Annotated in this window: 10 protein-coding genes and 1 riboswitch; of the genes, 3 read left to right on the top strand and 7 right to left on the bottom strand. The window is 48.3% G+C overall.

Annotation, left to right across the window (positions count from 1 at the left end):
* Positions 1-16 precede the first annotated feature (16 nt).
* From KIK04_RS07390 to KIK04_RS07405, 4 genes are all read right to left on the bottom strand, one after another.
* On the bottom strand, positions 17-2,527 hold the full coding sequence (locus tag KIK04_RS07390) for an S-layer homology domain-containing protein (RefSeq protein ID WP_232277632.1): 2,511 nt from the start codon (positions 2,525-2,527) through the stop codon (positions 17-19).
* Positions 2,528-2,726: 199 nt separating this feature from the next.
* Positions 2,727-12,731, bottom strand: a complete 10,005-nt coding sequence (locus tag KIK04_RS07395) for an Ig-like domain-containing protein (RefSeq protein WP_232277633.1) — start codon at positions 12,729-12,731, stop codon at positions 2,727-2,729.
* Between the two features lie 160 nt (positions 12,732-12,891).
* Positions 12,892-14,355: an erythromycin esterase family protein gene (locus tag KIK04_RS07400; RefSeq protein ID WP_232277634.1), complete on the bottom strand. Its 1,464-nt coding sequence runs from the start codon at positions 14,353-14,355 to the stop codon at positions 12,892-12,894.
* A gap of 50 nt (positions 14,356-14,405) precedes the next feature.
* Positions 14,406-15,920: an erythromycin esterase family protein gene (locus KIK04_RS07405; RefSeq protein ID WP_232277635.1), complete on the bottom strand. Its 1,515-nt coding sequence runs from the start codon at positions 15,918-15,920 to the stop codon at positions 14,406-14,408.
* A 451-nt stretch (positions 15,921-16,371) separates the two neighbouring features.
* Between KIK04_RS07405 and KIK04_RS24400 the strand changes: the two genes are divergently transcribed.
* On the top strand, positions 16,372-16,485 hold the full coding sequence (locus KIK04_RS24400; protein WP_442951142.1) for an IS3 family transposase: 114 nt from the start codon (positions 16,372-16,374) through the stop codon (positions 16,483-16,485).
* 174 nt (positions 16,486-16,659) lie between these two features.
* On the opposite strand, the gene thiC is transcribed toward KIK04_RS24400, so the two are convergent.
* Positions 16,660-18,762: a phosphomethylpyrimidine synthase ThiC gene (thiC, locus tag KIK04_RS07410; RefSeq protein WP_232277636.1), complete on the bottom strand. Its 2,103-nt coding sequence runs from the start codon at positions 18,760-18,762 to the stop codon at positions 16,660-16,662.
* A 313-nt stretch (positions 18,763-19,075) separates the two neighbouring features.
* A riboswitch (TPP riboswitch) is annotated at positions 19,076-19,189 on the bottom strand.
* 106 nt (positions 19,190-19,295) lie between these two features.
* Between thiC and KIK04_RS07415 the strand changes: the two genes are divergently transcribed.
* Positions 19,296-19,829, top strand: a complete 534-nt coding sequence (locus KIK04_RS07415) for a hypothetical protein (RefSeq protein ID WP_232277637.1) — start codon at positions 19,296-19,298, stop codon at positions 19,827-19,829.
* A 179-nt stretch (positions 19,830-20,008) separates the two neighbouring features.
* Here KIK04_RS07415 and KIK04_RS07420 read toward each other — a convergent pair whose 3' ends face one another.
* Positions 20,009-21,061 (bottom strand): PTS sugar transporter subunit IIC, encoded by a 1,053-nt coding sequence (locus KIK04_RS07420; protein ID WP_232277638.1) that lies wholly within the window; start codon positions 21,059-21,061, stop codon positions 20,009-20,011.
* Positions 21,062-21,404: 343 nt separating this feature from the next.
* A complete protein-coding gene (locus tag KIK04_RS07425) occupies positions 21,405-22,157 on the bottom strand; it encodes an IclR family transcriptional regulator (protein ID WP_269671007.1) in 753 nt (250 codons plus the stop codon).
* 359 nt (positions 22,158-22,516) lie between these two features.
* On the opposite strand from KIK04_RS07425, the gene KIK04_RS07430 reads away from it, so the two are divergent.
* Positions 22,517-23,551 carry an alpha/beta hydrolase gene (locus KIK04_RS07430; protein ID WP_232277639.1) on the top strand — a complete coding sequence of 345 codons (1,035 nt, stop codon included), beginning with the start codon at positions 22,517-22,519 and terminating at the stop codon, positions 23,549-23,551.
* The last annotated feature ends 1,867 nt before the right edge of the window (positions 23,552-25,418 follow it).

Consider the following 25,418-nt stretch of genomic DNA (forward strand, 5'->3'; position numbering starts at 1 on the left):
CCTTGCTAATTAACATTTAGTCGACAATTTTAAAGCCAAAAGAATGGCCATAATAAGCTATTAAAGTGTAATTCCCTGGTGCCAAGTTTCCTGTCGGCATTTCATGGACAAGATCAACCTGATCGTCCGTAACTACAACTCGATTTGCCCATCCGTTATTAGCAAGCTGATCATATCTATCTTTTCCACCTATAGGACTGTTCGGAAGTAGATAAACAGAGTTTGGCATATTAATTTTAAACTTGATCATTTCACCACGTTTAATGACATTACGTTTGTCAGTAGTAACTCCATCTGGTTTGGACACTTGAAGACGCGTAAACGGCCTAATCACCCACATGCTGGCTATATTTTTTTCATTTGTATCTATCGTTTCCACGACATTTGGCAACAGCTTCATTTCGATTCCTTTTTCATTAGGCTCGTATGGCTTCACGATGATTTCGTTATCCTTCACCGTTATTTCGTCTAAAGATGTTAAACTATTGAACGGCCCACCATATCTCGAAATCGTAACGGAATGACGCAGATCGACATGATCAACAGTCTTTATTTTACGGTTAAACGAATAGACATACGTATCACGATAATTATCGTGTGCTGCCCCTACTATGATATGACCTCTTCTTTCTGTAAGCGGCTCAGTTGCATCATCCAACAACCATATCTTTTCAGATGCAGCATTTCCATCCTGATCCAATACAATAATAAAAAATCGTGTTTCACGCATCTGCTTTGTCGTATGATCTGTCGTGAACCATGTACGTTCGTTTGCTTTAACTTCTACTTTCTTAGCAAGACCGTTGTCGACTGCGATTTGAAGCAGCTCTTCATTTTCTTCAATTCTCTCATTTGTAAAATACGCTGTACCCGCACGAGGACTTGTAAAATACACTGCCTCCTCAACCGTTACCGGAGCCGATTCTAACGCAATGGAAAACCTTCCTTGCTGGGAGTTCCCACCCTGATTTCCATTAGGATTTCCACTGTTTCCACCTGATTGATTTGACCCTGTACCACTCTCTGAACTGCTGCCTGAATCCGAGCTACCCGAACTTACAACAGCTTGATTCGAGCCCGTAGTGGTGTTCGACGATCCTGTTACCGAATTTGCGCGTTGCTCTTTACCGCTCACTATCACTTTAACGTCTGTAGCCACATCTTTACCGACTGTTACTTTTTGCGGTGCTTTGTCAAAAGCCGTACCCTCGGCATTAACCGTAGCCTGCTTTACCACCGCATCACCTACTATTTTTGCTGCTGCATTCAATACAAGAGATACAATATCCGTTTTTGACGTGCCTTGGATTGTCGTTCCTTTTGCTTTTTCATCCAACGTCAATTCTTTCACTGTACCTTGTGGAATTTGAACGCTGATGCTATATGCCTCTATACTCACCGTATTAAAATATCCGTTTAAACTTACTTCGCTCTGTGCAGGAAGCTCTTCCGCCAAGCGCACCTTAGACACATCTACACCATCATGCGCTTCGATTTTAGCCCCAGATTGCAGCGTAATTTCTTGAACAGAAGTGTTACCTTTTGCAACGAGACGAATGGAGCCGTCTTGTTTGTTTACAATGACGTTTACAACAACGGAGTTGTCAAAATGTACGCTGTTTCCCCCTCCGCCATATACATATGTATTTCCTTTAACTTGAATGTTTTTTAAAAATACATCCCCTGCGCCAACGCCCTTACCAATGACTAGATCACCATTAATGATCGTATTTTGCAACGTTACTCCTGGCACATCAATCATAACGGTGCCTTTTACCGTTTGATTGCCAGTCGCTGGACCAAATGTACCGGAGCGGTCATACCAGCTGCCATACGAGGCAAACACTCGATCCAGTAATTTAACTGCCTCAGCACGAGTTATCTCCTTGTTGGGCTGAAATGTTCCATTCGAGTAGCCACTGATCAAACCTGCTTCTGCTACGGACATCACTGCATCTGTCGCCCATGCTGCTACTTGCTGCTTGTCCGTCCAGTTCGTCTTGTAATCCGTGGAACGATCTATTTGAAGAAGTCGCTGCAAAGACAAAGCTGCTTCTTGACGCGTAAGCGATTTGTTAGGGTTGAAAACACCGTTATAGCCGTTCATGTAGCCTTTTTCAGATGCTGTATGTACAGCTGTTGCAAACCATGCTTCAGCACTCACATCTGCGAAGGATGCCGTTTTAGCAGCTTCAGACTTACCAGCCTCAAATTGAAAGGCCTTATTTATGATCATTGCCCATTCCGCACGACTAAGCGCACGATCCGGTGCAAATGATTGATCATTTACGCCTTTAACAACGCCTCTTTCACTCCAACGATTAATCTCTGCTTGTGCCCAATGTTGATTAATATCTTGATATGCTGTAGAAACCTTGTTAGTTTCTAGTGAAGCTTGTTGCTGTTGCCCACTTCCTTCTTGCGCACCAGCGCGTTGAGCTAGAACGGTAGAAGGCGACCATGTTGGTAAAATAACACCCCAAACCATGAGCGCAGCTACTAAGCTAGCACTGAATCTTTTTAACATTTTTTTACCCCCGAAGTTATCTAGTATATAAATCTTGGAATTGGTATAACTTGTTCATTATATAAAGGAAATCCTTATTGTCCATGAAATTTATTACAATCGAACTATAATTTATAGACAATTATGCCAGCATTCAATATGTTTCTATAAATTGAAAAAGGGTTGAGCGGATGCCCAACCCTTTTTGCTTTATTTTTAGTTACTCCTCATCTTCCTGCTCGACCACAATCGTGACCAGCACAGGGAGCCTATTGCCGACACTATCACTAACCTGAATCACAAAAGTATCTGTGCCAATGAACTGACTTCTTGGCGTATATATCCATTCCCCCTCTAGTGTCACCGCTGCTTCACCATAACGAGCCCGCTTCAATAACTCGAACCGTAGCGGCAATCCGAGCGTCGATCTCGCTTGCACGACTCCGCGAACTGGTTTGTTTTGCGTCGTCGTGCCCCTCACTGGCATAATAACAATTGGCTCTTCCGTCCCTTTGCCGTTGTTAGGCTTTTCCGGTCGCTTTGGAGGTGTTGGAGGTCCAGGGGGGGACACAGGAGGCTTAGGTGGTCTTTCGCCACCACTTCCATCCCGCTGCTTCAAGACCACCGTTACTTCACTTTGCGTTCTGCCACCGAACTCATCCTTAATTTCGACGACAAAACGGTCGGTTCCATGAAATCCTGCTTGAGGTACAAACTCAAAGCTGCCGTCCTCTTGTAACGCCAATACACCACTTCTAGGACGTACAAACACCTTAAACGTTAAAGGATCACCATCTGGATCCACAGCCCTAATCCGACCTTGCAGACGCTGCCCTTCTACCCCCTCCACACTTAAGTGAGCTGCCTCTGGTGGTCTGTTATAGGGTGCAACATAGGCGGTAACGCTGACTCCTACCGTTCCACCTCTCCCATCATCGACAATGACGGAAAATGTATCGGTTCCGGTGAAGCCATAGTTAGGAACATATTCCCCACTTCCATCAGGTCGAAGTAATACCCGCCCTCCGCTAGGCGAGCTTCCCAGACGATAAGTTAATGGATCTCCGTCAGGATCTGTAGCCACGATGCTAAACGTGCTAGACAAACCTCTTCGTGTGCTCACTGCAACCGCATCAGCCTGCGGTGGATGATTCAATGGAGGCGTCGACCGAGATGTTACTTGTATCGTAACCATCCCTTGTGCTTCTCCACCCCGACCATCGACAACCGCATAAATAAATGAATCGGTTCCTACAAAATGAGCACTTGGCACATAGGTGAACACTCCGTTCTGCTGTACGACAACCGCTCCGTTCCCTTCATTTGTACGCAGTAAATACGTTAACTCGTCTCCGTCTGGATCAAATGCGTTTAACGAACCTGTAAGCGTCGTGCCTCCCACCATTTCATAAAAGCTGTTATAAGCAACAGGTGGCCGATTTACGACTACAGGCAGTACATCAACAATAATATGGACGAACTTTTGTGATTCAACGTTTACCGCTTTGACTCTTGCCGTATCCGTACCCACAAAGCTCGGTTCAGAAACGTATACAAATGTACCATTCGGATTTAAACGAAGCGTGCCATTTTTCGGCGAATTTTCAACTAAGAATTGATATACTTCGGCTTCTGGATGAGACACGCTAGATGTTACAGGCTCACTTGTATAGGTGGATACTCGCACATCATTCAGTTCAGGGAAGGATTGTTCTGGCAAAATATCAATTGTAAATGTGAACGTTGTGGATAAGTTAGAGGCATCTGTCGCTGTGATTGTAAATGAATCTCTATCCACCACACCAGGGTTCGGCGTGTATGTGATTGTTCCAGACCGCTCAATAAGAACAGTGCCTAACCTTGGTGAGGAAGCTAAAGTAAACGTAACCGCATCTCCTTCAGGGTCTTCTGCCACTAATTGACCAACATAAGGTTGGTTCACCTTAGTAGCCGCAGACTGATCTTGTGCGACGGGGGGTTGATTAATTGGTGAAATGTTAACTTTTACCGTAGCTACAATGCTGCTGCCACGGCCATCCGCTACGCGTACTGTAAACGTATCCGTCCCATTGTAAAATGGGTTCGGCTCATAAATAAAGCTACCGTCTACCGCAACGTTCACACTTCCTTGCGCAGGAGGCGTATTCAACGTAAACGTCAAAGAATCGTTGTTCGGATCCGTTGCGGTCACAGCACCGCTTACACGCACTCCTTCCTGAGTAGTCACGACTTGGTCCACAGCGACTGGTGGCTCATTCACATCAACTACGTTCAGATTAATGCGCGCCAAACTTGTGCCGCCATTGCCATCGGATACATTTATCTCAAAAAAATCAAGGCCGTTATAATTCAGGTTCGGTTCATATCGGAACGTGCCATCTGCTGCTAATGTGAGTGTCCCCGCGCTTGGTGGAGTTGCTAGCGTATATGTCAGCGGATCACCGTCTGGATCAACCGCGAGAATAGATGCTTCAAATGGTCTATTCTCTGGAATATCAACAGACTGCGAAGAAACCACAGGCGGATCATTGACTGGCGTTACTGTAACCAAAACATTAAATTGCGCCGTACCACCCCGACTATCCACCACTTGCACGGCAAATGAATCCGAACCATTAAAATGAGTCGCTGGCAAGTATACGTAAGCACCGTTTGGCTGTACCAACGCTCCGCCATGTAATGGAAAGCTAGCTAAGCTGTACGTAAGCGGGTCGCCATCGATATCTGTTGCGTTAAATTGGCCATTCAGCACCGTATCCTCACTCGTCGACACATTTATATCGCTAGCTGTGGGCGGATCATTGACCGGCGTTACGATTATGCTCACCGTAACGGGAGTCACACCGCCACTGCCGTCTGACACGTTGACGACAAAGCGATCCGGACCGTTGTAGTTCGTGTTTGGCGTGTACGTATAGGCGCCGCTCGCTTCGATCACGACCGTGCCGTTCGCAGGTGCTTGAGCTAACACGAACGATAGCGAATCGCCGTCAGGGTCCGTAGCGACAATTGTACCCGATACCGCCGTATCTTCTGGCGTACTATCGGCAATATTGGCGGCAACGGGAGCGTCGTTAATAGGGGTCACCGTAACCGTTACTTGAAATTGAGATGCCGCCCCCTCGCTATCCCTAACCTGAACGGTAAACGTATCTACACCGTTGAAATTTAGTTTAGGGAAATAGGCATAAGTCCCATCCGCTCGGACATCAGCTGTCCCATTGGCTGGAGCATTCAACAATGCATAACTCAACCCAGCACTATCCACGTCGCTGCCCGTAAACTGTCCGCTAATCGCGGTGTCTTCCAGAGTCGTCACCGCTACATCAAGTGCGGTCGGAGCATCATTTACAGGTGCAACTTCAACGTTAACCACAACTAACGTTATCCCGCCGTTACTGTCACTTACAGATAACACAAAGCGATCTGGGCCGCTGAAATTTGTAGTCGGAACATAGGTGTAGGTTCCTGTATTACCTACCGTAACCGTGCCGTTAAGCGGGTTCGTGGATACCGAATACGATATCGCGTCCCCTTCTGGATCTACAGCATCAATGTGCCCGCTGAAGGGGGTATCCTCCGGTGTCGTAAAGCTGACATCTCCCCCTACTACAATAGGCGGGTCATTAACTGGCGTTACCGTTACAAACACCGTTGCGCTTGCACTGCCCCCGCGTCCATCACTTACATTCACGGTAAAGGAGTCGTTTCCGTTATAGTTTACGTTCGGGGTGTACGTGAAACTGCCGTTGGCCGCAATGATAGCTGTTCCGTTAGTCGGTGCAGCTACTAAAGCAAAGGTCAGCGGGTCACCATCGACATCGGTTGCCGCGAGCTGCCCGTTAACGGACGTATCCTCGGGAGTCGTTAACGATACGTTTGCCGTGACAGGCGCATCGTTAGCCGACAATACCGCGATAGCCACTGTAACAGGAGTCACGCCACCTTGGGCATCCCTCACTTCCACGACAAAGCTATCTGCCCCATTAAAATTCAGATTTGGCACATACGTATAAGAGCCGCTAGCGCTTAATGTAACCGTACCATTCGCTGGTGTGGATACGAGGAAGTAAGTTAGCTCATCCCCTTCTAAATCAATCGCGGCGATTTGTCCGGTTACAGGTGTGTCTTCCGTTGTCGAGTCGTTAATATTAGTCGCAAGCGGTGGATCATTAACCGGAATAACAGAGACCGTAACAGCTGCAATGGATGTACCACCGTTGCCATCACTTACTTGAACAGTAAACGAATCGGTTCCATTAAAATTCGGGTTCGGCGTATATACAAAAGAACCGTTCCCCCCAATTGAGGCCGTTCCATGTACTGGTGGTGTCCCTAGCACATAAGACAGCACATCATTATCTGGATCAGTTGCACTTACCTGCCCAGATACAGCGGTATCTTCCGGGGTACTTAACAGAAGCTCCCCTACGGCTGGGGGATCATTAACAGGCGTGACGGTAATGGTCACTGTAACAAGTGTTAATCCGTCCATCCCATCTTCTACACGGACAACAAACGTATCTACCCCATTAAAATTCAAGTTCGGCGTGTACGTATAAGAACCGTCTGCCCCGAGTACAACCGTACCATTTGTCGGATTAGACATGACGGCGTAAGTTAGCGTATCTCCATCTAGATCGGTGGCAACAATTCGCCCACTGGTTGATGTGTCCTCAGGTGTCGTATCGAAAATAGGCGCAGCTGTTGGCAAATCATTGATAGGAAGCACCGTTATATGCACGTTAAACGTTGTTGTAGCTCCACTGTCATCACTTACACGTACGGTAAACGAATCGTTCCCATTAAAGTTAGGCTCAGGCGCGTACTGATAAGTTCCATCTGAACCGACGACTGCTGTTCCACGCGATGGATTAATGTCTAAGGCATAAGTTAGCGCTGATCCCTCTGGATCAAAAGCAGCGAACGTGTCATTTAGCACCGCATCTTCCTGTACAGAAACGTTCAAATCTGTCGCGATTGGCGGGTCATTGACAGGCCGTACATTTATCGTCACGGTAACCGGTGTCACGCCGCCATTTCCATCATTAACGACGACAACAAAAGAGTCGAGACCATTAAAATTGGCGTTGGGCGTATACGTGTATGCACCACTAGCATTTACGGTTGCGGTTCCATTGGCAGCTCGCGTTAAAATGGAAAATGTGAGTGGGTCGCCTTCAACGTCAACCGCCACAATTTGCCCTGATGTCGGTAAGTCTTCTGACGTTTCATCCGAAATGTTACGCGCGATTGGCGGATCGTTGACTGGGGTTACGGTAATAGTCACGATCGAGATATCTCGTTGAATCGTCGGTGTCGTATCGATGCGAATAGCAAAAGTATCCACACCATTAAAATTCAAACCAGGCGTATACGTAAAGTTTCCGTTTATCCCCAAGACAAGCTCACCATGTTGTGGAAGGGACGCAGTGGTGTAGCTAATTGTGGATAAAGGTGGAGGATTCGTCGGAATCGTGCCGCTAATCGCATTATCTTCTAAGGTAGTCAAGCTCAAGTTATCCGCAAGTTGTGGATTTTCTGTTGTTAACACGTTAATCGTTAAAGTAGCTGTGCTTGCACTGCCTTGACCGTCCGTAATTTCGATCCTAATTGCATCTGTCCCCACAAAACCATTGTTAGGTGTGTAAGTCACATTTCCCTGACCGTCCACAATAGCTGTACCATTGACAGGCAATGCAGCAATCCGATACGTAAACGTAACATCGTCCACATCAGCGACGTTTAAGTGCACCGTAACCGGATTTTCCTCTAATGTAGTAACGATTAGATCCGAGACAATTGGCGGATCGTTGACAGGGGTTACCGTCACCTCAATTGCTCCCCTCCCGACACCACCTTGCTCATCCGTGACACGAATAATAAATGAATCTCGACCATTAAAATCACGATTCGGCGTATACGTATACTGCCCCGTCGAATCAATTACAACGGCTCCATTCGTTGGCAATGTGTCAATGACATATTCAAATTGCGAAGAATCGACATCTACCACTACGACCCGCCCCACATATGGGGTGTCTTCCGGTGTAGTTACATTAGCAAGGTTAACGACAGGCGGATCGTTAACGGGCAGCACATTTACCGTTACCGTCGCAGTTGCTATGCCCCCATTGCCATCAATCACTTGGACAACAAAGCTGTCTGTTCCATTAAAGTTAGCCGCTGGCGTATACGTGAAACTGCCATCTACCGCCAACGTAGTGCTCCCATTCACCGACGGTGTGAGCAAGCTGTACGTTAAGGCGTCTCCGTCAATATCAGAGGCAACTATTTTTCCAGTGACCGCACTATCTTCTTGGGTCGTCACGACCAAATTATCGGCTTGCGGCGAATCGTTGACTGGCGTCACATTTATGGATACGACGGCGATAGCAACGCCTCCTTGACCATCGCTTACTTGCACCGTAAACGAGTCTGCTCCATAAAAGTTCGCAAGCGGCGTATACGTGTAACCACCATCAACAGCAACGACTGCCGTACCATGAAGCGGCGACGTCGCTAACGAAAACACCAGCGTATCTCCGTCGACATCGGCCGCGCTTACACGCCCGCTCACCGCTGTATCTTCCGGTGTAGTAATAGCAACATGTTGAGCAACAGGGGGATCGTTGACAGGCACGATCGTAATCGTAACCGTTACAGGCGTTGCACCGCCTTGACCATCGCTTACCGTGACGACAAATGTATCTGTACCGTAGAAGTTGGCATTGGGAACGTACTCGTAAGCACCACTAACACTCAGCGTCACTGTACCGTGCGCAGGAGTTGTCGTCAGTGTGTAAGTCAATGCGTCACCATCGATGTCAAAGCCAACAATTTGCCCTTTGCTTGGCGTATCTTCAGAAGTGATATCACTAATATTCGCTGCCGTTGGCGGATCGTTGACTGGCGTCACATTTACCGTAATAACGGCAACGGATTCCCCTCCGTTCCGATCATTGGCTTTCACCGAAAAAGAATCTGTCCCATTAAAACTTCGGTTAGGCGTATACGTATAAACACCGTTGATAAGCAATTCAACGGTACCAAACGTAGCTGGCGTCGCTAATTCGAACGCAATCACATCAAAATCCGCATCCGTCGCCGTCACTCGGCCATCGATTGGCGTATTCTCGGCCGTCGTAATCGTAGCCGAGTTGGCAATCGGCGGATCATTGACTGGTATGACTTGAATCGTCACACTAACCGATGTCACGCCGCCCTGACCATCGTTCACATCAACAACGAAAATGTCCACACCATTAAAGTCTGGGTTCGGCGTATACGTGTAAGCCCCATCTGCCGCTAACGTAACTACACCGTTTGCGGGTGCGAGCGTTAAAGTGTACGTCAGAGCATCACCATCGATATCGACGGCAACAATTCTCCCTACAGTCGGCCTATCTTCCAGCGTTGCTTCAACGATATCTAGAGCAATTGGTGGGTCGTTAACTGGCGTCACGTTAACCGTAATCGCTGCAAGAGCCGTACCTCCCTGACCATCGTTAACGAGTACTGAGAACGTATCCGTCCCATTGAAGTTTGCATTTGGCGTATACGTAAAGGAACCGTTGACGGCAAGGCTTACATTCCCACTTACCGGACGGGAAGCCAGCGTATACGAGAGGGCATCCCCTTCCACATCTGTGGCAACAACTTGCCCGCTTACAGATGTATCTTCAGGTGTGCTTATCGTAAGGTTACTTGTGAGAGGTGGGTCATTCACCGGCGTCACTTGAACATTGACGGTCAACGGAGTTGCACCACCTTGACCATCGCTTACCGTGACGGTAAAAACATCCGTGCCGTTGAAGTTAGCATTCGGCACATACGTGTATGTACCGTCAGCCGTTACCGTAGCGGTGCCATGAACCGCGCCAACAGCGATTGCAAACGTAAGCGACGAACTATCCACATCGGTTGCCGTCAACGTCCCCGAAATAGGCGTATCTTCAGGCGTACTCACCGTTACGGGGTTCGCCACAGGCGGATCATTCACAGGTGTTACCGTTACGGACACGTTGCTAATAGCGGTGCCGCCTTGACCGTCGCTAACGGTTACAGCGAAAGAATCCGTGCCGTTGAAGTTAGCAGCCGGCGTATACACAAAAGCTCCACTCGCGCCAACGCTCGCCGCGCCTTGCGTCGGAGGTGTAGTCAGCACATACGTTAGTGTGCTGGAATCGATGTCCGCTGCTGGAATTTGTCCCGATACAGCCGTATCTTCGGCCGTAGTCACATTCACATTCGACGCGGTGGGCGGATCGTTCACGGGCAACACATTAATGGCCACCGTTACGGCTGCGAGCCCCCCTTGGCCATCACTGATTCTAACTGTAAAGCTATCAATTCCGTTAAAATTGGCATTTGGCACATACGTGTAGCTGCCGTTGGTACCCAAAGTCGCCGTGCCGTTGCTAGGCGTAGTCACAATCGTGTACGTTAAAGCATCGTTATCGGCATCTGAGGCGACGATTGTTCCTGACACGGGAGTATCTTCGGGAGTCGAGTCATTAATGTTGTTCGCAGTCGGCGGGTCGTTGACCGGAACAACCGTCAGGCGCACGGTTGCTAGCGCCGTGCCACCGCCGCCGTCATTGACTAGAACAGAGAACGTATCTGGCCCGTTGTAGTTGGCAACAGGGGTGTATTGAAAGCTGCCATTTGTTTGCACAATGGCTGACCCGTGTTCTGGTGATGTTTGTAGCGTAAACGTGAGCGTAGCATTTTCCGGGTCAGAAGCCGAAATTGTGCCACTATACACCGTATCCTCGTTCAATGTGGCCGTTACATTACTCGCTGTCGGCGGATAGTTGCCCGCTGCGACAATGTTGATATTGGACACCGTTTCACCATCTAAAGCAGTTCCACCACTCAAGCTGACAAACTTATAACGAACGTGGGCTTGATTCGTTAATTGTGGCGGACTTGGTCTTGCAATCATCCGAGCTTGATACGTGACCACGATCGTTTGACTGGACGCAATTGTCCCTAAGGTGAAGCCTGTTATGGGAGATACACCAGACAGTGGTGCGCCATTAATCGTGACGCTATTAGCAACGAACTGTAGAGGCGACGACAATGCATCGGTTAAAAAGGTATCGGTGGCAGACGCCGTGCCACTGTTCACCAAATTAACGGTATACGTTATCGTATCGCCAATAAATGCAGTTCCCACATTGGCCGATTTCGTTAACGTCAGGTTGGGGGAATTGACGTCCACTTGCAAAGCTAGGCCGTTGATGACGTATACATCCCCACTAGTTGTCCCCCGCAAATATGCAATCGTCTGATTATTGACGAGCTTGGCAGACACGTCGATGTTCGTAATGTCCCAGCCTTGCCGTGCGCCAATTCCCATTGAACCGAGCGGACTGTTTAACGTACCAAATGTACCTGTCGTATCCAATTGGCCATTGTCGTCATTAATTTGCGAACAGAAAAAGTTTGTCGCCAAGTTGTTAGGCCCCGACATTGCGGATAGCGTCGCCACAGTCGGTCCAAACAGCATCTGGTCGCCCACAAGCGGAGAATCTCCTTCTTGTGCGCTGACGAGCAGCCTTCCCTTTAATGTGCCGCTTACAGGTGTCGCAAAGCCGGAGACGCTCGCGACTGTAGTCGAGCTAGGGTTATCCACAAGCTCGTTTCCTACAAATATGGTCATATTGCGCGAGGGCTGAGTAGGGCTACTATACGCGACTGCTAACGTCCAGCCCGCATGATTCGCGCTGTTGTCTAGGTCGGCCTGAGTGCCTGGGATACGTCCAGCCGTATACGTGCCGGCACCAAATGCTCGTACTACGCTGGTCACATTTGCTGACCGCACGTAAAATGCTCGGGTCGTAATATTCGCTGCCGTTGCCGAATCAGGCGTTACTTCCAACGTGTTGCCTCCAAAAGCCAGCGTGACCGCATTGTTGAGAAACGCTTGCACGTTTTCTCCACTTACGATATAGCTGCCTCCCCAAATAAGCTCGGCATACAGCACCGTACTTTGCTGCGGCAGTCGCAGCACGGCCGACGAACTATTTAGTTTCCAATCCGCAGTTGTACCTAGCGGATACGTATTGTCACGCAAGGCCGTGTTCGTCGTAATAAATGTGCCAATCGCGTTTTGATTGCCTGGAACGTTCAGGCTAGCGGCTTTACTTAGTCCAAGCGTATTTCCAGTAAAGGTCACTCCTCCGTTGACAGTGGTGTTAAACCGAGTGATAAAGGCCATTTCCTCGCTCCTTAACATGTTTTTTCTACCCTATGCCTAGAAGGACTCACTTTTACCTTGTACAACAAAACTTTAGACTTTTTATCATGCTGCTCACGTCAACAAAAAAAGCTCCCACGAGTAAACTCGCGAGAGCTTTAAGCCTGCAATGATCCAACACTTATTTAATGTAGGTTGGCGCATTCGTATGATCAATATATAAAATACCGTCGTACTGCTCCTTCGGTACGCTAATTACAGGCATCGTTCCATCTACATATGAAAACATCGGCTGATTGATCCACGTATTTTCAGGAACTAACGTCTGTGATTTCAAATCGATAAACGAGTAGGGATGGCCTGCTCCTTTCATCACTTCTTCAATGGAGTGTGGCATAGGCGGCAGCACGTCGATCAACTCTTTTGCTGTGTCTGCATTTTTACCGCCACCCATAAACAACCCTATCACATAACCGAGATCCTTAAACTTGGTCTGCTGCATGAGCTCTCCCATATAACGCATCGGCATGCGTGCAGCTCTTTCCTTAGAAAAAGCTTTGCTAATATGGCCATTGTGCGCCCACACTATGATTTTCTCGTTCGGGTACACATGGGTAGCGAGCCAAACTAAGTTGTCCGCCATCATACGATCGCGATATTCCGTTGACTTAACGATGCTCATAAAGTCGTATGATTTTCCTTCATACACCGCATTAGTCTGAGCCCCAAGCTCCAAATACCCGTTCACAACCTGCAAACGATTATCGAGTGCACGCTCTGTCAGCTTCACAATGTGTGGATTGTCCGGATATTGCTTGCGCAGCGCTTCCGCTCTTTCAGGAACCATTTGTTTGATTTGCTTATACAGCGCCGTCAACCGCGGCTTCGCTTTGCGATAGCCTTCAAGATCGGAGCTATAATTCCATTCTTCCAGTTCCAGCTCCGCATCGTTAAAGCTTTTTTCCAGCTTATCATTTCCGATCCATGCACTATTAAAAATAGTTCCTGTCGGCTGCATATCAAAGCCCGCTAATTGCAGCGGTGTATTGGATTTCTGCGTTTCCTTGATGTAATCGAACAGCGGTAGCGTCTCTTGCGACCACCAAATGCTAAAGATCGAATCTTTCATCGTCTTCACCGACGGTGCAGATTTTGCGTTGCCGTATGCAGAGGCAGCTTTCCCGAGACTTGTTTCAAAGGCAACAACGTTAAAGCCCATTTCCTGATGCAAAAATTGAATGAGCCGCGTCTTGGCCGAATTGAATTCAGCCGCACCGTGCGAGCTTTCTCCCAAGTACACAATCCGTTTGTCCTTAAGAAGAGGCTTTAGCATTTCGAGATCTTTGAAGCGATTGGCATCCATTTTGCCACCGTCTGTGACCGTTTCCGGCTTTATCGAATCAAGTGCGTGCGCATTTTTGCGTGTCCATTCATTCCATTGCTGCCTCGTCTCTGTGGACGTGCGCGCTTGCTTTGGAACGTTCGTGGCAGCTGTTTGTTGAGCCTGTTCAGCTGTGTTCGTGACTGTAATTCCCGCTTGTCCATACGCTGTCGCACCGAATGAAAGCAACATACTTAAAGCCATGGTCGAAGCAAGCACCATGTTCAAGCTTTTTCTTTTTCGTACCGATGAATGTGCGTTCACTTGTCATCTCTCCCCTTGATGATTGACCTCAGATTGTCGAGCGCCGAGCATTATTGTTCAAGAAATTTAGGTGCCTTAACTTGGTCAATAAACAAGATACCGTCAAATTGCTCTCGCGGCACGAATGTTTCACTGTACATACCAAAATAGTAAGCGGTACGCTCTTCCGTCATCCACGAGTTCCCTTTATTAATCGGGTGGTAACGTAAATCGACAAACGAATATGGCCGTCCTGTTTCTTTCATAATGGATTCAATCGAGTTTGGCGCAGGAGCTGGTACCGATAACTTTTTGCCTACATTATCAGCATGCTGACCTCCACCCATATATAAGCCAATGGAGTAGCTGTAGTCTTTAAAAGCTGTATCCTGCATCAGCTCGCCCATCATTTTCCCCGGGAAAGCAGGTACTTTCATGTTGGAATTGGCCTTATTGATGTGGGTGTTATGTCCCCACACTACAATGCGCTCTGTCGGATATATTTCTGTAGCCAGCCAGTACAAATTGTCAGCCATTGCTTTGTCACGCCACTCGAACATTTTGAGAGTCGATTCATATACTCCAGCCTTCTGATCTTTTTTAGACGCAATCGCAAGTGGGATATACTCCTCGATAAACTTTTTCCGATCCTCAACCGCTCGCTTCATCAGCTTCACAATGTGTGGATTGTCTGGATACTGTGCTTGAAGCTGCTGCGCGCGTTCGTCCATTTTCTTGTTAATTTGATCGTACAGCTTCAACAATTCAGGCTTAGCCTGATCATACTTGGTCGTTTCTTCCTCGCTCATGAGTGTCCAATATTGGCTTTCAGCTTCAATGAAGCGCTTAACAAGCGCCTCGTCGCCCATCCACTCGCCTGTCGTAAACGCCCCTGCTGGATTAATATCAAACCCTGCGAATGTAAGCTTATTTTTCAACTGCTGCGTATCTTTTGCATATTCGAACAATGGCAGCGTCTCTTCTGACCACCACTGTGGATAAATGGCACCTGTCATCAGGTCTTTCGCTGTATTTTTGCTCATATTGCCGGATTGTGCCGCTGCTCTGCCTAAATGGGATTCAAAAGCAACGACATTGTAGCCCATCTCTTTATGTAAAAATTGAATCAGCCGCGTTTTGGCCGAGTTAAATTCTGCCGCACCATGCGTGCTTTCCCCTAAGTAAACGATGCGTTTATGGAGCAGCAGTGGCTTCAGCATGTCCAAATCTTTAAAGCTGTCATCTGCAATGATGCCATCTTTGGATGTTGCGGGCTCAATGGAATCCAGTGAATAGGCGTTGGTGCGAATCCAATTGTCCCAATGCGTTCTAAACTCTCTCGATGTCGTTGCCGTAGCTTCCGGCCGTGCCTGCACATTTTCTGCTTGTACAGTTTCTGTCTTTACGGCCTCTGTCTGTACAGCTTCTGCGGTCTTGCTCTGTGTTGGTGTTAGTGTCGGTGCCTGTGTCGAAGCTCCCTGCCCGTAGCTAGTGGAACTGAACGAAAGCAGTGTGCCCAGTGCCATCACCGATGCGAGCATAACTTGTAAGCTGCGACGTTTCCATGATGCGAAGTAAGAATCCAATTTGCCATCTCTCCTCAAATGGTGAATTGCACCAAATTATGTTCCATTAATTTCATACGAAATGTAATCATCTTTGTTACTTGAAATAATTCACACCATTAACATTTTTAAAAAATTACCCAGCGTACAAAAAGGGGCATTCGATGTTAACGTTCGCCACAGGCGTTATTTCGACGGATAAGATACCAATTGGAGTCTAACGGTTCTGGCAGCGCTTATTTGCAAAAAAACGAGTGAATTTCGGACCTGAGCATTAAATAAGCTCTCTAACAACCGTTAGAATTCGAAAACGTGTAGATTTGGCCAAATAACGCCTTTGGTAACCGTTACAGGATGCCATCCACGGATCAGCGCACAAGCAGCGGTATAATGAACGGCACGACCATGCTAAAACAATCTCATGCTTGCCATACCTTCGAGGAGCTTAAAGCTTGAAGGAGCTTAAAAGAGCTTGAAAGAGCTCGAAAGAGACATGGAGGCCTACATCCATTTTTACAATTACGAACGATTGCAAACAAAAATAAACGGCCTCAGTCCGATGGAATTCAGAGCTAAGGCCGCTTGAGTGATGTTTACTTTGTATACAGTCTACTTGACGGGGTACTGTACACTTCTGCGACATCCCCTATCGATATAATCTTCTGCAGTTAGCGCTTCATGTTGATACATGTTAATACATTTTGATTACTCTACAAGCTCGCGCACACTCCGTACTCGAAATCCTACATTAGACATTCACCTAAGTCGTCGTAGCTATAACCGTCTGGCGCTCGCGGTACTCCTGCGCCTTTTCCTGCATGCCAGCGTCAATGGCCGCTTCATCTTCAAGCCCGTTCTCGCGGGCATAATCGCGAATATCTTGTGAAATTCGCATGCTGCAGAACTGCGGCCCGCACATCGAGCAAAAATGTGCGCTCTTCGCGCCCTCCGCCGGAAGCGTCTCGTCGTGATACTCCATCGCGCGCTCAGGATCGAGCGACAAATTGAACTGATCACGCCAGCGGAATTCGAAGCGCGCTTTAGAGAGCGCGTCATCGCGGCGCTGTGCACGCGGATGGCCTTTGGCCAAGTCGGCGGCATGAGCCGCAATCTTATAGGCGATCACACCCTCGCGCACGTCATTCTTGTTCGGTAAGCCGAGGTGCTCCTTCGGCGTTACATAGCACAGCATCGACGTGCCGAACCAGCCGATCATGGCTGCGCCAATAGCTGATGTAATATGGTCGTAACCAGGTGCGATATCGGTCGTCAGCGGGCCGAGCGTGTAAAATGGAGCCTCTTTGCAAATTTCCATTTGGATATCGACATTCTCTTTGATTTTGTGTATCGGCACGTGGCCCGGGCCTTCGATCATCACCTGTACATCGTGTTTCCACGCGATATCGGTCAGCTCGCCAAGTGTCGTTAACTCGGCAAATTGCGCCTCGTCGTTAGCGTCGTAAATACTGCCCGGACGTAAGCCGTCTCCGAGCGAGAAAGCGACGTCGTATGCTTTCATAATTTCGCAAATTTCTTCAAAATGCGTATATAAAAAGTTCTCTTTATGATGAGCCAAGCACCAAGCCGCCATAATCGAGCCACCACGAGACACGATGCCCGTCATACGCTTGGCCGTCATCGGTATGTAACGCAGCAATACGCCTGCGTGAATCGTGAAGTAATCAACGCCTTGCTCTGCCTGCTCGATCAGCGTATCGCGGTATATTTCCCACGATAAATCTTCCGCTTTACCATTCACCTTTTCCAACGCTTGATAGAGCGGCACTGTCCCGACCGGAACGGGACTATTGCGAATAATCCACTCGCGAGTCGTATGAATGTTCTTGCCTGTCGACAAGTCCATAATCGTATCTCCGCCCCAGCGAATCGCCCACGTCATCTTCTCGACTTCCTCTTCGATGGAAGAAGCAACAGCCGAGTTGCCGATGTTCGCGTTTATTTTGACGTGGAACTTCTGCCCGATGAGCATCGGCTCACATTCAGGGTGGTTAATGTTCACAGGCAAGATCGCTCGCCCCCGTGCGATCTCGTCACGCACGAATTCAGGCGACACCCCTTCCCGAATCGCCGCGAACTCCATTTCCGGGGTAATGATGCCACGGCGGGCATAATGCATCTGCGTGACGTTGCTACCGCTCTGTGCCCGCAAAGGGCGGTGCCCATCGCGGGGGAACAGTTCTGCGCCCGCAACACGCACGGCATTCAATGTGCGGAAGCCGTTGTCTTCTGGCTTCATCGTGCGGCCGTCATAGGCTTCAACGTCGCCGCGCTCTAATATCCAATTGTGGCGTAGCTCCGGTAAGCCACGACGAATGTCGACCTCATATTCGAGGTCTGTGTAAGGCCCGCTTGTGTCGTAGACGCACAAGGGCTCATTGATTTGGACTCCGGCCTGCGTCTCCGTAATGGCCAACGATATTTCACGTTCGGGCACACGAATATCTGGACGTGATCCAACCTTATATACTTTACGACTATTAGGAAATGGGGCACATAACACTCGCTGCTCTTCATTGGCAGGAACAGCTTGGGACTCCTCTTGATTCGGCTGAAGGGATTGGTTTGATTGGTTTGATTGATCAGCTTGGTTAGCTTGGTTAGCTTGGTTAGCTTGGTCATCTTCGTCAGTTTGATCAGCTTGGTTAGCTTGCTCAGCTTGGTTAGTTAGGTTTGACAGGTCAGTTTGGTCAGTTAGGTTTGACAGGTCAGTTTGGTTAGTTAGGTTTGACAGGTCAGTTTGGTCAGCTTGACCCTGCTGGATAAAATGCTGAAGTGGCTCAGACGCCTGTGATGCACCCGATAGAATAGTTGGATTGTTGGCAGACTCTTTTTGTTGCGACATGATTGATTCCTCCTCATTGAACATATGCTTGCCTTGAGCAGCTTAACAGCGTTACCTGACGAATCCGCTGGAAGGCAGAGAACATAACCGTTCACCCCGCTCATGGTTCCGCAACATGGCACGCCTCTTATTCACCGTAACCGCATTACCGTGAAGAGACTGCACGCCTATCACCAACATGAGCATGGAAGGATCAAATCTTAGCTTACTTACACGTTAACGTCGCTCTGCTGCTATGACATACAAAAAAGCCGGTTCCTGAAAAGAACCGGCTTCATACGCATACAGACGTCGTCTTAGTGCTAAGACGCTCCTAATGTGCCGATTACTTCCCTACGCTGGTATAATCCAGATCAGGTGCAAAGGGTTTAAGATCTTCATCGCGATCTTGTCTCAGCCCACGCTGGGGGCTCCCCTAGTAACGCATTAATAACAATTGTTATGGAAATGATTAACTTATTAAGTCACCACTACAATACACGAAAACATTTCATTTGGCAACGAAAAATGTACAGACATTTCAACACCTTGCGTTGTCTAGGCAACGACCTATTTTTAACCCTCGCCCATCCATAAATGCCCTACAAGTCATAGCATACAGCAACTTTAGCGTAAAGGGTGTGTATGATTTGCCACAGGACAGATCGTGGACTCCTTCTGCTCCCGCGTCTTATGAAACTTCTACCGTCCCTCCACCACCTTCCTATATTCCAGACCTGACAGCTGTTCAGATAACTTCCGACTATGGGCTAGACTATGGCAACACAGGAGGTTATGGGAGTGGATATGGCAGCGGAATTGGTGGTGCATACGGGGGCGGATTTGGCAGTGGGTACGATTGGCAATACGCCGGAAATTCATATCATAGTGGAATTAGTTCAAGTATGGCTTCCTTGTGCCGTAATAAATTTACGTATATCGTAACGACGAATAATTTAAGATTTTGGTTCTATCCAACCGAGGTGAGCAGGCACAAATTTAAGGGATATATTTGGTTTCGTAAAAATTGGCATTCAACGACGCTCGATTTACACCAGATTAAAATGATCGGCTGTGTCGAGCCGTAACATCTGGACGTTATGTTCTCTGATGTCCCGTTAAGTACCGTTATGCCCCCTTATGTCCCATTACGCCTCATAGTGTCCCATGTTGTGCTGTTCCCATTTATTCATAAAAAATAGCCTTGTCGCAACCGTACGTCCAAAGTACGGTCGACAAGGCTATTTTTATATAAGCTTGCAACTCATTAAGCTGCCGACTCACCGGAAGCTGGCTTTGCTCCACTCGTTCCACGAATATCAGCTACAGTACGAATCGGATAATTGCGGAAAACAATGGATCCCAACCAACCAATAATAGCCCCAACTACGGCGCAAATAAGTGCGCAAATCGTAACCGTGAGCGCGTCATTATAGCCATACATGACCATAAGCCCCGCGATCGGCGTCGCTGTGCCTGTTGCATTGTTAATAAGGCCAAACATCGACACGACAACACCAGCTGCCGCACCACCGACAAAGTTAGTCACGTATATCGGTATCGGGTTGGCCGAAATCAGATCGGCCTGCGTGAGCGGCTCAATCGAGACCGCAATCGTCGTACGACGATCACCAAATTTCATCCGATGGAAAAAGACAAAGTTCATAAAGGACGAGCCCATAACAGCAAGCGCCCCGATCGCCATTGGCAAGCCTGTCAGTCCAAGCATCGCTGTAAGCGCCATTGAGCTTAGTGGTGCTGTAGCTACCACCGTAATAACGCCACCCAAGATAATACCCATTATAATCGGACTTTCATTGGCCGTTGCTAAAATAATATTTCCGATATTCAGCAAAGTCATATCAACTACAGGACTTGCTAGAACCGCAATACCTCTAGCTAACGGTGCCGCTACGATGATGCAGACAATAAGATCGAGGCCAGCCGGCACCTTTTTTTCAATCCATTTCACGAGGTAAGATACGATATATCCCGCAAAAAAACCTGGCAACAGCCCAAGCCCTGAACAGACCACCCCGAGCATAAGCGCATATACGGGTGACACGCCCATCGCCAATGCGACAAGCGCTGCTGCTGCGACGCCGCCCATACCGCCTGCGGCTAATCCGACATCTTTTAAGAACGCAATTTGCAGCATATCTCCGCCCACATAGCTTTGAAATGCTTCTACAAGAAAACTTGCCACAGCAGCACTCGCAAGCGCCCCCATCGCTTTCATACCGTTCGGAGCCTTGTAGCTAAACAAACTGAACAACGATAATACGAGCAGCAGTAAGGCCGTACCTTGAATGATTTGCATATTACCTTTCTCCTTCACATTCCAACGAATTGTATGGTAACACACCAACCAATTGCAACCGTTTACACATATATATGGTAGTCTATCAAATTTTCATTTCATTTTCATCAGCGAAAATTAGGAATCCTCTAACATGAATACCCAACTAACTGTGCCCGAAAATAAAGAATGACTGTCCAGTATGAGCACATCACATACCAGACCGCCATTTTTTACGGAAGCCGCTCGGCTTCATTTTCATGAGCTACCTTGCAACGTAAGCTTTGCTACAAGACTATTTTTTGAGAAAATCAGCCTTTTATTCATCAAAAGGTAAACCAAACCTCGACGCGCTAGACCCGTGCTAGTTCACGGTGCGCAGCATCGTCTCCATGCGGCGTGCCGCATCCATCAGGCGCGGGGCGTAGTCACGCAGCGTATCTAACGAAAGCCGACTTACTGGCCCAGAAATCGAAAGTACAACCGTAAGTTTATGAGCACGGTCAAAAATAGGCACCGATACCGCTGCTGCACCCGGCTCGCGCTCCTCAAAGCTAACTGCATAGCCAAGACGCCGCACCTCTTCTAATTGCTGCAAATAGGCCTCGCGCTCGATCGTATCCGGCCATGTCGGTGCTTGCACAATGAGTTCCCGCTCCTCCGGCTCAGCAAATGCAAGCAGCACCTTACTTGATGCACCAACGTACAACGGCAACCGCACCCCAACGGGGGCAACGCGGCGAATCGCTTGGTTACTTTGCACCGCTTGGATGCGAATCCGATCGTTCCCATCCCGTACATACAGGCTGACCGTTTCGCCTAATAGCTCCCGCAGTCGCTCCATTTCTGGCAACAGCAATTGAGCAGGGTCGTCCACTTGCGTCAAGTTGGCTGCCAATTCCCAGACCCGATAGCCAAGACGAAATTTGTCCCCGTTGCGCAACACGAAGCCACGCTCATCTAGCGTGGCGAGCAGACGATGAACCGTACTCTTGTTCAAGCCGACACGTGTCGCAATTTCCGTTAAGCTCATGTCCCGGTTATCAGCAAAACACATCAATATATCTAATGCGCGCTCAACTGCACGCACGGTAAGTTTGCCACGTTCTTCTTCCACATGATCTCCCTCTTCCGTTCCATAGTATGGAACTCCGTTACATCTAGCATAACAATAGTATAACGGGCTAACGAAGCCCCGTAAAGAGCCTGCCCTATCCAACTATCGTCCTTTCATTCGACAAATTTTACAGCTAGATTGCAATGTTACGGGACGATTACATTCACCTTACAAGTCGTGCGAATCCGTTGACCCTGCAAGCTTCACCGCATACGATGGTAGTACATGAAAAACGCTTACAGTTTATAAATCGACATAAGGACTTTTATCCCATTTTTGAAAATACTGTCGAAAAATATTTCATCATACATGTCCAAGTTCAGCTATGCTGCGACACTGTTTAGAAGGAGGCCTAGCAAATGAATACACCTATCGTTTCAACACCTGTTCTGCAGCCTGAATGGCTCGGTCCATCAACGGCCACACCCGCGCTGGCACGTCGTGTCCGGTTTAAACATGTTGCTATTGCCTTAGGCTTGTCGATTATCGTTGCAGCGCTCATTATTTTTCTAGCCCTGCATGGATTTATTGCTTGGATGTTCTCTAACCCGCAAGTGCCTCCATTGCTTTCGAATCCAATGGACGCCAAGGGAATGCGTTACGAAACGGTCTCTTTTCCCGCTCGGGATAAACATACGATGGTGGACGGCTGGTATATCCCCGCTGACTCACCATCAAAGCGAACTATTATTTTGAGCCATGGATATGGCGCTAATCGCGAAGAATATTGGGTGCCGATGTACGATTTGGCTCAATTCGGCCACCGCCTCGGGTATAACATGGTCATGTTCGACTACGGCTTTGCTTCAGTTAACAACAATAAAACAAAGGCAACTGGCGGTCGTTTGGAAAAAGAGCAGTTGCTCGGAGCCGTGGAACTTGCCAAGCAACGTGGCGCAGAGCACATCGTCGTGTGGGGATTTTCGATGGGTGCAGGAACGGCTTTGCAAGCTGGATTGCTCACAAAAGACATCGACGCCATGATATTGGACAGCACATTTATACTGGAGCCTGATACGCTTTATCATAACTTGCAACCGTATATTTCGCTGCCGAAGCGGCCGTCATTAGACTTGCTGCGGATGTTCTTCCCGCTATTGAGCGGCACGAGCATGCAGCAGATTCCTTATCAAGAAGTAAAGGCAACGCAGTACGCGATACCTACCTTTTTTATTCACGGCACAGCAGATTCTAAAGCACCATACGGAATTGCGGAGCAAATCGCAGATAACCAAACGAATAAATGGTCACAAACGTGGATTGTACCGGATGCTCAGCACGAATTGATTTATCGCTCACACAGTAAAGAGTATTTAAAGAACACCGCAGCATTTTTAAGTAATGCCTTTTCTAGCACAGACTCTAACTCCTCAACGATGACAGCTCGCAAGTAAATACTTGCGGGCTTTTTTATGTGTTGATTTGGATTGTGATCATAGGTCAACCTCCGGCGACAATATATTCATAGAAGTAAGCTGAACCGTGAGGGGGGAGGACATTGCTACTTGGTTACGGGTCGTATATGCCGATCCGATTATTGGAGCAAATTGAATTGTGGAAACTGCTTGAAAAGGATAATACGTCCCTTATTCAAGCGGTCATCCCGCAACTGGAGCAGCCGTACGAACAATTGCTTAATGAGTGGGCCAACGTATTTGGACAGACAGAAGTGACAGCCCGAGCATGGCGAGAGTATTTAGAACATGAATCGTCCGCTCGCAACGTGCAATTGTTGGAACAGATCGAACACCTTCTGAGGACATCTGTTCATCAATCGGAACAATTCGCCGGGCAACTTGAGCAGATGAAGCAACATAGTCATGCGGTACAAGAAGTACCGCTCGCTGCGCCCGTATTTGCCCGATTGGCCAACGAGTCGTTATTATTCGTAAACGGCGTTCAACCGTTTGCCAATACTTCACTTGCAACGATGATGGGATATGGGGTAGAACAGCACTTGCAAGATCAGATTGAACATTCGGGTGCATCTCTATCTTCACATTCTGAACCGACTGATCATCAAGATACTTACGACAATTGGGGCAATTCAGACACCAAATCCGTTCAAGTCGCTTCGGCTCCGAATCATGCCAAAGGGCGGCAAGTGCACACCCATATCCATAATGATGGCCATGGCTCACATGTAAATGTCGGGGACCCACTTGCTTATATCCATACGAACGATACGAATGACACGAATGATACGGGTGTGCTGCGGCAAAATGAAAGTTTGGAGCGCTATGCGAATGCAGAGTCTGCCCCTATGCAAGAGCCACATTATTATCATACAGATGCTGCTTACTATGGTCAGCCTGTTGCTCACGATGCATTTGCGTCTCCCTTTGAGCAACATCCGTTCGCTCATAGCTCACATGTGTCTGAGTTCGAGCAACGGCCACTGGCTTACGGCGTTCACACGCCTGAGTTCGAGCAGCAGCCGCTTACTTACGGCGCTCAAGCATCTATCTTCGAGCAGCAGCCATTAGCTTTTGACGCACACGTGTCTGCCCTTAAGCAGCAGACACTGGCTTACGGTGCACCTGCGCCTACCTTTGAACAGCAAGCGCAGCCCTTCAGCGCTCACACGTCTGGCTTTGAATCGCCGCCGCTGGCTTACGGCGCTCAAGCTTCTACCTTTGAGCAGCAAACGTCAGCTTACGGTGCACCTGCGCCTACCTTTGAACCGCAAATGCAGGCCTTCAGCGCTCACACGTCAGGCTTCGAGCCGCAGCCGCTGGCATACGGCGCTCAAGCTTCTACCTTTGAGCAGCAGCCATTAGCTTTTGACGCACACGTATCTGGCTTAGAACAACAGGCGTCGAGTTATCATCCGCAAGCGTTCGCAGTCGGGCAACCGTATCATGCAAATACAAATACAAATGCAAGTACAGATAGAGATACAAATACAAGTGCAAATACAAGTACAGATCCATATGCACAGTACGAGCAGCAGCCTGACACAGCAGCTTACTATTCCCAACTGTATGCGGAAATTAGCAATGCAACTCCGCCTTCGCAGCACCAGCAAGCTGCTACTAACAATAGAGAAGCGTCTTCGCATCCAGTTCCACCTAATAACACTAACAGCGGAACGACAGTTACAAACGGCATTCGTGCACACATCGGTAGCGCGCGCCCATGGCGTCAAGACGACGACCATCGTGAACCGGCTAGCACATATGCTGCCGATACTGGACCATCCGACACCTTATCGCGTACAGCGAGTACATCCGGCCCAGTTCCATCTGCGACTAAGGCTAC

It is taken from the genome of Paenibacillus sp. 481, from assembly GCF_021223605.1.
GTDB lineage: Bacteria > Bacillota > Bacilli > Paenibacillales > Paenibacillaceae > Paenibacillus_B.

Excerpts from the sequence above, each read along its gene's own strand:
- KIK04_RS07390 (WP_232277632.1), bottom strand. The coding sequence starts at position 2,527 with ATGTTAAAAAGATTCAGTGCTAGCTTAGTAGCTGCGCTCATGGTTTGG.
- KIK04_RS07395 (WP_232277633.1), bottom strand. The coding sequence starts at position 12,731 with ATGGCCTTTATCACTCGGTTTAACACCACTGTCAACGGAGGAGTGACC.
- thiC (WP_232277636.1), bottom strand. The coding sequence starts at position 18,762 with ATGTCGCAACAAAAAGAGTCTGCCAACAATCCAACTATTCTATCGGGT.
- KIK04_RS07420 (WP_232277638.1), bottom strand. The coding sequence starts at position 21,061 with ATGCAAATCATTCAAGGTACGGCCTTACTGCTGCTCGTATTATCGTTG.
- KIK04_RS07430 (WP_232277639.1), top strand. The coding sequence starts at position 22,517 with ATGAATACACCTATCGTTTCAACACCTGTTCTGCAGCCTGAATGGCTC.